Annotated in this window: 3 protein-coding genes; all 3 read left to right on the top strand. The window is 63.5% G+C overall.

Annotated elements, in window-relative coordinates; translation table 11 throughout:
- The first annotated feature begins 48 nt into the window (after positions 1–48).
- Genes GXY33_21810 through GXY33_21800 form a run of 3 tightly spaced genes read left to right on the top strand, consistent with a single transcriptional unit; the run spans position 49 to position 5,775 of the window.
- Positions 49–1,041, top strand: a complete 993-nt coding sequence (locus GXY33_21810; protein ID NLX07784.1) for a LacI family transcriptional regulator — start codon at positions 49–51, stop codon at positions 1,039–1,041.
- Between the two features lie 47 nt (positions 1,042–1,088).
- Positions 1,089–1,721 carry a prepilin-type N-terminal cleavage/methylation domain-containing protein gene (locus GXY33_21805; protein NLX07783.1) on the top strand — a complete coding sequence of 211 codons (633 nt, stop codon included), beginning with the start codon at positions 1,089–1,091 and terminating at the stop codon, positions 1,719–1,721.
- A 55-nt stretch (positions 1,722–1,776) separates the two neighbouring features.
- Positions 1,777–5,775 carry a hypothetical protein gene (locus GXY33_21800; protein NLX07782.1) on the top strand — a complete coding sequence of 1,333 codons (3,999 nt, stop codon included), beginning with the start codon at positions 1,777–1,779 and terminating at the stop codon, positions 5,773–5,775.
- Positions 5,776–6,364 lie beyond the last annotated feature (589 nt).

Raw genomic sequence — 6,364 nt, 5'->3', positions numbered from 1 at the left:
TAGATCGGTCAACGTTTTCATCAACCGTTACCACCGGGAGAAACGCCCGTGGCCGTTACGATCAGCGACATCGCCGCCAGAGTCGGGGTCACCAAGGCCACCGTCTCCCTCGTCCTCAACGGCAAGGCCTCGCCCGTGCGAATCTCCCAGCGGACCCGCGAAAGGGTCCTCTCTGCCGCCCGCGAACTGAACTACCGGCCGTCGTTTCCCGCCAAGGCCCTTGCTGAGGGCCGAACCTGGTCGCTCGGCTTGGTCATCGGCGACGTCCACACCCCCCACTTTTCCGAACTGGCCTCCATCGCCCTGCGCGAAGCCTCCGAGCGCGGCTACCACCTGCTGATCTCCGTCACCGAATGGGACGCCGACAAGGAACTCGAATGCGTCGATCTGCTCCTCCAGCGCGGGGTGGACGGCATCCTCATGTGCACCGGCGCCCTCGCCCCGGGAACCCGCCAATATGAGTACATGGTGCGTCACAACTTCCCCGTGGTGCTCACCGAACGCGAGGACCCGGTCCTGCCCAACATTCGCGTGGACTGGAGCAGCGGCATGCTCGAGGCGATTGCCCATCTGACCTCGCGGCAGCGCCGACGCGCAGCCTTCGTCGGCCAGGCCGACGTCGACAAGTCAACCTACCTTAAACACCTCGGCTACCTGGCGGCCTGCCGCGCCCATCGGATCGAGCCCATCGCGTACGATTGCTCGGTCCACATCGAGGACGCCCGTCAGCTCGGCCTTCGGATCGGGCAGGAGGAGAATCCGCCGCAGGCCGTGATCGTCTATTCCGATTACCTCGCCGCGGGCGTCATTCGCGGCCTCCGCCAGGCCGGACGCCACATCCCCGACGACGTCGCCGTGGTCGGCATGGACGGCACCGACATGGGCGCCTACGGCCATCTGCCGCTGACCTCCATCGCCACCGACCGCCGGCAACTTGCCGTCCGCGGCGTTGAGATGCTGCTTGAAATGATCGATTCCGGGAGCATCAAGACAGACCAGATCGTCCTTCCGACGAAACTGATCGTCCGGGAGAGCGCGTGAAAGAAAACCACTCGCACGCACATGATTCGTTAGCGCCGGAAAAGACCATGAAGACAAGAACCGCTACGTCAAACACGTCGAAACGCCGGTGTTTCACCCTCATCGAACTCCTGGTCGTCGTGGCGATCATCGCCGTGCTCGTCGCCATTCTTCTGCCCGCTCTCCAGTCGGCAAGGGCTCAGGGCCACAAGATGCTCTGCCTCTCGAATCTCAAGCAGATCTACATGGTCGAACACTTCTACGCTGAGGACCACGACGGCTGGCACCCGCTTACGTGGACCAACTACCCCGGTTACAGCAACTGGTATCTCGAATTCCAGGACTACTGCCGCAACCACCGGGGAATCGAGTACTGGTGGGAGATCAACCGCTGTCCGGTGTTGGAGTCAACGTTCTGCTATGCGATCAATCATTTGTTGGCTCATTCCTGGCGAAGCCAGTCTGATCCGTTCCTGTTCTACGAAGTCCGGGAAGAGGCGCCCTCGACCAGTATCTATCTCTTCGACTTCGTCCCTGGCGCCGTCATGGCCTCACCGCTGAACTGGGGACCGCCGCGAGGCTTCATCTACCTGGACCCGGGCAACATACGGCTTCGCCACCTCGGACGGGTCAACGTCCTGTTTCTGGACGGCCACGCGGCTACGCACACCGATCTCAACGAATCGGGAATCAACTGGTAAGCCGCCAATCGCGCGGACCGTATGCAGCGTTGACGCCAACTGACAGGAGGAACGGATGCAATTCCACGTGATCGCCGGAATCGTCGTGTCGAGTATCCTGCTCGCCGCAGCGCCGACGCTCGGGCAGACGCCCGCCGTCGACACCTGGGTCGTCAGCGGACAAAGCCCGCTTCTTGAAAAGACCGACGGCGGCTTCGTCTTCGACGCCTCCCTCGGCAATCCTGAGGAGTACCGCTACGCCGGCATCGCTTCGGCCGATTACCTCGGCGGCGACTTCCAGTTCGAGTTCGCGTTCGAAATCGCGCGGATCGACCACTGGAACGGCTTCGCCATGACCGTCGGCGGCCTCGACAGTGCTTTCTCAGCCAAGCTGACCCGCCAGCAGCGGGCCGCCGGTGAGCAGATCCTCTCAGCCGAAACTGCCTGCGGCGATCGGAAGACCAGTCAGGACACAGCGGAAACCGCCAACGCCGGCGCCATGCGGGCCGTCCGACAAAACGGCCGACTGACGCTCGAATACAAAACCACCGACGAGCCCTCGTGGCGCACCGTCCTCGGCCCCATCGAGGTCGGCCAGTCGCCGGCCGCCGCGAGCATCTCCTTCTTCTCCGCCAAGAATACCATCAGCCGCATCACGATCCGATCGCCCAAGACGACCGCCGCCCACTCCGTGCCCAAACACCTCTATCCGGTCTACCTCAACAGCCGAACCCTCGCCGACGAAAATGAAACCGGCGGCGTCTACCGCGTCGGCCTCGAAAACGGCCAAGCCGACGAAACCGGCACGGTGACCGTCCGACCGGGCGGCCGCGCGATCTACGCCATGCGCGGACCGCTCAACGCCCACGGCATGGGCCTTCACTGGCGATCGCACGGCGCGATCAAACTCTCAGCCGTCCAACTGGGCACGGCTGAGACCATCGAACTCGGCGAGACCCTCCTCTGGGACCAGTCGCCCGACCAGTCGCCCGAACTCAAAAACCGTGGCGTCTCACTCAGTCAGTTCGTCAGCCGCTACGCCGAATACCGCAAATGGCCCCTGCCCCACCAGACCGCTGACAACATCTTCTTCATCCGCTTCGAACCCGCCACCGATCAGGAAATCGCGGTCGCCGATCTGAAGCTCACCGGCTCGCCGCTGGCTCCGATCAAACCCTTCGAACCGGCCACGACGCTCGAGACAAGCATCGAGGAATCCAACGGCCGCCTGCTTCTCGGTTGGGATGGCCCTTCAAACGACTGGTGGGGCGGCGATCGCCTGACTGCGGGTCAAACCATCGAACTGGCCGGCGTCCCATTCCGCATCAGTCCCACCGTCGTCAACAACGATCGGCCCTCGGTCGCTCTGCCCGTCAACCGCCAGGCCGGCCTGCTCCACTTCGCCCACTGCGCCGGCCCGGGCATCCCGTCCGATCAGCCGTGGCTCGCCACCTACCTGATCGTCTACGATGACGACACCACCGAGCCGGTCTTCTGCGTCCTCCGCTGGAACTGCGGGGTCTACGACTCCGCGTGGCTGGCCCGCGGCATGGCCGACCACACCTGGTGGGGGCCGCCCGGCTTTACTTGGGCCAAACCCCATTACTTGCCCAAGCCGGGCCTCTCGCGCGGCGTCTTCTGGAACACTGTCTACGTCGCCCGGGTCGCCAATCCGCACCCGCAAAAGACCATCCGCCGAATCATCGCCGCCGCTCCGCCGCACCAGACCGATTTCGCCGTCCTCGGCGTCACCCTCGCGTCGCCGCGGGAATCCTACGTCGGCCTGATCGAACCCGACGAGGCAACCTTCACGCAAGACCAGACCGTCCGCGCCGAGGTGATGAGCTGGCGCGCCGACACTGAAATCTCACCAAACACCGAGATCCTTCTCAACAAAGGCGCAAACGGCGTCGCCTGCGACGAGTCGTCGCTTTCATGGCACGGACCGTTCGGCCGAACCGCCATCCAACTCGAACCCGCCGACCTGAAGAACGTCCCGCCCGGCCCGGTGCGTTTCGTCTGCTCTGCTCTCAACGACACGAAGCCGCACCCGCCCGTCGTCGCCCAAAGCAGCCTCCTCGGCCTCATGCCCGCGCCCCGCGACACCGATCAGCCGTGCTATCTCTCCATGATCGGAGGCGGATTCGAATCGCGCAGCGAATTCGAACGGATGCGACGCCTCGGCTACGACGCCATTAAAACCCAGATGGGATGGGAACAGGTCGAGCCGCAGCCGAACAGCTTCGACTGGACCCGATGGCAACAAGCCTTCGAGGAAATCCACGAGCAAGGACTGGCCGTCTCAATCCGAAACCACTTCAGCATCCCTTCCTGGCTCAAGGACAATATCTCGTACACCAAAGCCACCAGCACCGGCCATGCCTCCGAAGACGCCGGCCACGTGGACCTCCCGGACCCCGCCTGGACCGACGCCGTCTCACGCTACTACGGCGCCGTGGCCGCCTTCGCCGCCCAATACCCCTTCGTCATCAGCATCAACGCGAACTACGGCCTGCGAAACCAGGCCGGCGCCAAAGGCCTGCTCTACTGCGGCGATCATCAGATGGAGGCCTTCCGGCAGTTCCTCAGCCAGCGGTACTCCCTCGAGGAGATCAACCGGAAGACGGGCATGGACTTCGCCGATCTGAATGCCATCTCACCCAAAACCGTCCTCGCCGACACCTCCGACTTCCTCCTCTCCAACTACCTGCGCAGCCACGACGAGCAGACCGCAGCCGTCCAGCGGGCCGTCGTCCAGGCCATTCGCCAAGCCGGAAACAAGACACACCTGGCGTTCAACACGGCCATGCACGCCCAGTGGCACCGCATGGGCGGCTCCAGTCTCGACCGCTACATCCGGCTCGGACTCGACTACCCGCCGGCCTCGCCCTTCCACGAGACCTCCGACCGCTACGGCCTGAGCTTCTTCAAGTGGCTGGCCGCCAAACGCACCTTCGATCTGCCCTACGGCGACGAGGGCAACCAGAACCCGCCCACCTACGAACACAACGTCCGCGCCTACCAGTGGATGATGATGATGCAGTGCTGGGACGCCCTCTATTGCCAGTGGTACGGCGGCCGGCCCGGCTCGCAAAACATCGCGTGGCTCAAACCCTACTATCGCCTGATCTACAACGCCGAGTATCTGCCCGACCCGTTCGGCCTGGCGTTCAGTTTCGAATCCTCCTGCCAAGAGGGCCGCTCGGTGCTCACCGCCGACAATCCCCATCAGCCGATCATGAGCCACTACGGCCTGGCCAACACGCTGAGGGCCTGCAACCTCAGCGCCGACCGCTACGTGATCGATCGATTCCCCGAAACCGACCGCGACGCGCCGAAACTCGTGATCGACGACATCAGCCGCTATCTGAGCTCCGACTTCGCCGACCGCCTCGAAGCCCACGTCCGCGCCGGCGGAACCTTCGTCGCCAGCGGCGAAACCGACATCCTCAACGACCACGCTTTCCTCAAACGCTTCGGCCTGAACCTCGCCGACCTGCCCACCGAGACCAGGATGATCCTCGACGGCACGCCCACCGCCCTGCCCGGCCGAAAGTGGAGAATCGAAGGCGACGCACTGGAAACCCTCGCCCAATGGGAAACCGGCGAACCCGCCGTCGCGGCCCTGCCCGTCGGCCAAGGCCGCTTCGTGATCTTCGCTAAAGCCTGGACCCAGGACGACTACGACATCAACCTGCCTGACAGCTATCTCGACTTCTGCCGAAACACCCTCTGCCGCCTCGGCAACTTCGTGCCCGCCGTCCAGACCGACACCGTCAACGCCGACGCCACCGCCTATCGCACCCGCGATGGCGATATCCTCGTCCACGTCTTCAACAAGCGTGCCGAACCCGTGCGAACCGCCGTCCGCATCGCTAAACACCTCCTGCCCCAACAACCCATCGCAGCCGACCTGAACACCGCCCTTGCGCCGGACCATCATCTCGCCGTCGAAGACGCCGGCAACTCCTGGATGATCGACACGCGGATCGATCCGCTCTACAGCACGGTGATAAGGCTCAGCCCCGGGCAACCTGTTGAAGGAGCAAGTCATGTCACGCACGACCCGCGATAGCCAGACGCATTTGCCCTGATACGTCGGCGACGCCCGCCACAACGGCTTCTCTTAGCTCCGGGGCATCTCGGCGATGGATCATGCCCTGGCACTCGAGCGAGAGGCCCTCTGCAACATGCCTCCTTACCGAGGCTGCGACCCGGGGCGATTGACAGCCGACCATGACTGATGCCGACTCCAAGGCACGATCAATCAACGAGAACCCCTCAGTCCAACGTCCGGGCGGAAAGCGCTCACAACGGCCTGCAGCGTCTGACGTCCACGGCCCTCAAAAACCGCCGCTGTGCGGTGACAAAACCAGAAAAATCTCCAGCAAAAAACCGCGAATGCAACACCCTGCGGTAACCATCGGACCCCAAAGCACTTGCGACCGCCTTGGCCCGAGGGCCACACGCCGGGGCAACGGCAAAAACTGCCTTGACAGCCGCTGGAAATCTGCTAGAATAATGGCAGTCAGTATCTTCTTCAGTGCGTGGAGAGAGAGATGAGTTCCCTTTCCACGCATTTTTTTGCGCCCCCCTGTCTTCCGCCGGAAGCCGCATCGAGAGTGTTTAGTTAGCATACCGATAGACCTTTCCAAAACTCGTGC

Source organism: Phycisphaerae bacterium (assembly GCA_012729815.1).
Classification (GTDB): Bacteria; Planctomycetota; Phycisphaerae; order JAAYCJ01; family JAAYCJ01; genus JAAYCJ01.
This window is presented reverse-complemented; position numbering and strand designations above follow the sequence as displayed.